Raw genomic sequence first — 2,428 nt, 5'->3', positions numbered from 1 at the left:
GTCTATTCCAATGTCATCGAGGACGACAATGGCAAGGTCTGCTTCCGGCTGGTGGCGCTGGTCGACGTCTCGGCCCATGGCGAAACGGAGGATGCGCGATCGCTCGATGAGCGCATCCGCGAGAAGGACACGCTGCTGCGCGAACTGCAGCACCGGGTAAAGAACAATCTCCAGATGATCACCGCACTGATCCGGATGGAGACGCGCAACGCGGCCGAACCGGATCAGAAGCGTTTCGAGCGGCTGGCAGGTCGCGTCGATGCGCTGGCGATCCTCTACCAGACGCTGTCGGGGGACTATGACAAGGATGAGGTCGATCTTGGTGTCTATCTCAGCCAGATCGCGTCGGCGGTGATGAACTCGCATGCGGTCGAGGGCATCCGCCTCGACATGAAGGTCGACACCTATCCGGTGTCGATCAACGTCGCCATGCCGACCGGGCTGGTGGTGAACGAACTTTTGACCAATGCGCTCAAACATGCCTTCCAGGGGCGCAACGGCGGCACGATCACCCTGCACAGCGTGGTTGACGGCGATGGCTGCCGCATCGTGATCGCCGATGACGGCATTGGCCTGCCGGAGGGCGAGAGCTGGCCCAAGCGCGGCAAACTCGGCGCGCTGATCGCCCGCTCGCTGACCGAGAATGCCAAGGCGGAGTTCGACGTGAAGTCGAGCGCTGGCGAGGGCACTAAAGTCACCATCCTCTTCAAGCGCTCGGCTGCCACCGCCTGAAGCGTGTCGTTGCGGTCTGGCACCTACAGGATCATCTCCAGCTATTCTTGTGCGCCGCGGCAATGAACGCTCCGCGGTCCGGGAGACTCATAGGGTGCCTGCAGTCCTTGCCCTAGCGAGCAGTTGCCGCTGCCTCACGACAGGCCGGCTGGTTCGTCCTAACTCCACACCGTCAGGCGGTTTCTGCCCTGGCATCGGGGAAGGACAAAACCAAGTGACATCGACGCCGGTTGCCAGTCGCCAAGCGGCGCCCCTGCCGGTCGCAGCACTGATGGGCGCTATGGTGTCGATCCAGATCGGCGCCGCCTTCGCCAAGGGCCTGTTCCCGCAGATCGGCGCGCAAGGCACGACAACGCTGCGGCTGGTCATCGGTGCGCTGATGCTGATCGCGGTGCTGCGGCCCTGGCAGATGCGGCCCTCGCGTGCCACTCTGCCGTGGCTGGTCGCCTATGGGGTGACGCTTTGCGCGCTCAACCTCCTGTTCTACGCAGCGCTGGCCAGGATTCCGCTCGGCATCGCGGTGGCGCTGGAGTTTACCGGCCCGCTTCTGGTGGCGACCTTAAGCTCGCGGCGCGCCAGCGACTTTGCCTGGATCGCGCTGGCGGTGGCCGGCATCCTGCTGTTGTCGCCCTTCGTTCATTCCCTCGCGCCGCTTGATCCGATCGGGGTGATGCTGGCGCTGGCGGCCGGCGGCTTCTGGGCGCTTTATATCGTGCTGGCCCAGAAGGCCGGCGCGGAGCTTGGTACCCGCACCACTGCCTACGGCATGGCCATCGCCGCCGTGCTGGTGCTGCCCTTCGGTATCGCGCAGGCGGGATCCGCGCTGCTGTCGCCGTCGATCCTGGTCAGCGCGCTGCTGGTCGGCCTGTTTTCCAGCGCGTTGCCGTTCTTTCTGGAGATGGTGGCGCTGACCCGCATGCCGGCGCGCATCTACGGCACGCTGACCTGCCTGGAGCCGGGGCTGGGTGCACTGGCCGGCTTCCTGTTCCTGCACGAGAGCCTCACCACCACGCAATTGGCCGGGATCGCAGCCGTTGTTGTCGCCGCCTTCGGCACGGCGCTGACATCACGGCCGCCGGTGCCATCGCCGGAGTAGGGTGGCGCGATTCGTCGGCACTGGGTATTTTCGAGTAATCCGAAATTCAACCAGCCCAATCCACGAAATTAAGCCAATCCTTGTCCATGACGGCACTGGAATTGTCACCTGGCGCACAAGTATTTCCGGCTCTGGACAGACCGTGATCTGGTCCCATACGGTGCGTGTCGAAATGAAGACGCGATTGTAGAAAAGGCCGGTTGCCCCTTGCAAAAGAACGTCTTCTCATCGGCGGATCTGCCGCCGCATCTGGATCATCGCGCACGCTTCGCGCTCTGGCAGGACATCCATGTCGCCGAGATATGGTCGGTCGAATACACGATTTCGGAGAGACTGTCGTTCGAAGCCGCGATCGAAGCCACCGCTGTCGGCTCGCTGGTGCTTGGGCAGATGGCCGGGACGATCCGTCATGCCAGCCGCAAGGCGGGCAATATCGCCGCCGACGGTCGCGACGGCTATCTGCTGCTGGTGAACAATGGCGATACGGTGCTCAGCGGCACGCAGATTGGCCGCGATTATCACGTCGGCAAAGGCGAGGCCGCACTGGTCTCGGCTTCGGAAGCGTTGCAGATGACCGGCGGCGACAGCAATGTCTGGGCC

At 63.8% G+C, this 2,428-nt stretch carries 2 protein-coding genes and 1 pseudogene; all 3 read left to right on the top strand.

Features of this window, described 5'->3' with window-relative positions:
• On the top strand, positions 1-732 hold a 732-nt coding region (locus EN964_RS31850; protein ID WP_164776173.1), incomplete at its 5' end, for a sensor histidine kinase.
• Between the two features lie 214 nt (positions 733-946).
• The gene (locus tag EN964_RS31845) at positions 947-1,828 is read left to right on the top strand and encodes a DMT family transporter (RefSeq protein ID WP_127269637.1); all 882 of its coding nucleotides are present in this window, start codon (positions 947-949) and stop codon (positions 1,826-1,828) included.
• Positions 1,829-2,035: 207 nt separating this feature from the next.
• A pseudogene (locus EN964_RS31840) lies at positions 2,036-2,428 on the top strand (AraC family transcriptional regulator); the annotation flags it as partial.

It is taken from the genome of Mesorhizobium sp. M7A.F.Ca.CA.001.10.2.1 (assembly GCF_003998575.1).
In the GTDB taxonomy this organism is placed as follows: Bacteria; Pseudomonadota; Alphaproteobacteria; order Rhizobiales; family Rhizobiaceae; genus Mesorhizobium.
The sequence above is the reverse complement of the archived record's forward strand: the minus strand, read 5'-3'. Positions and strand labels throughout refer to the sequence as shown.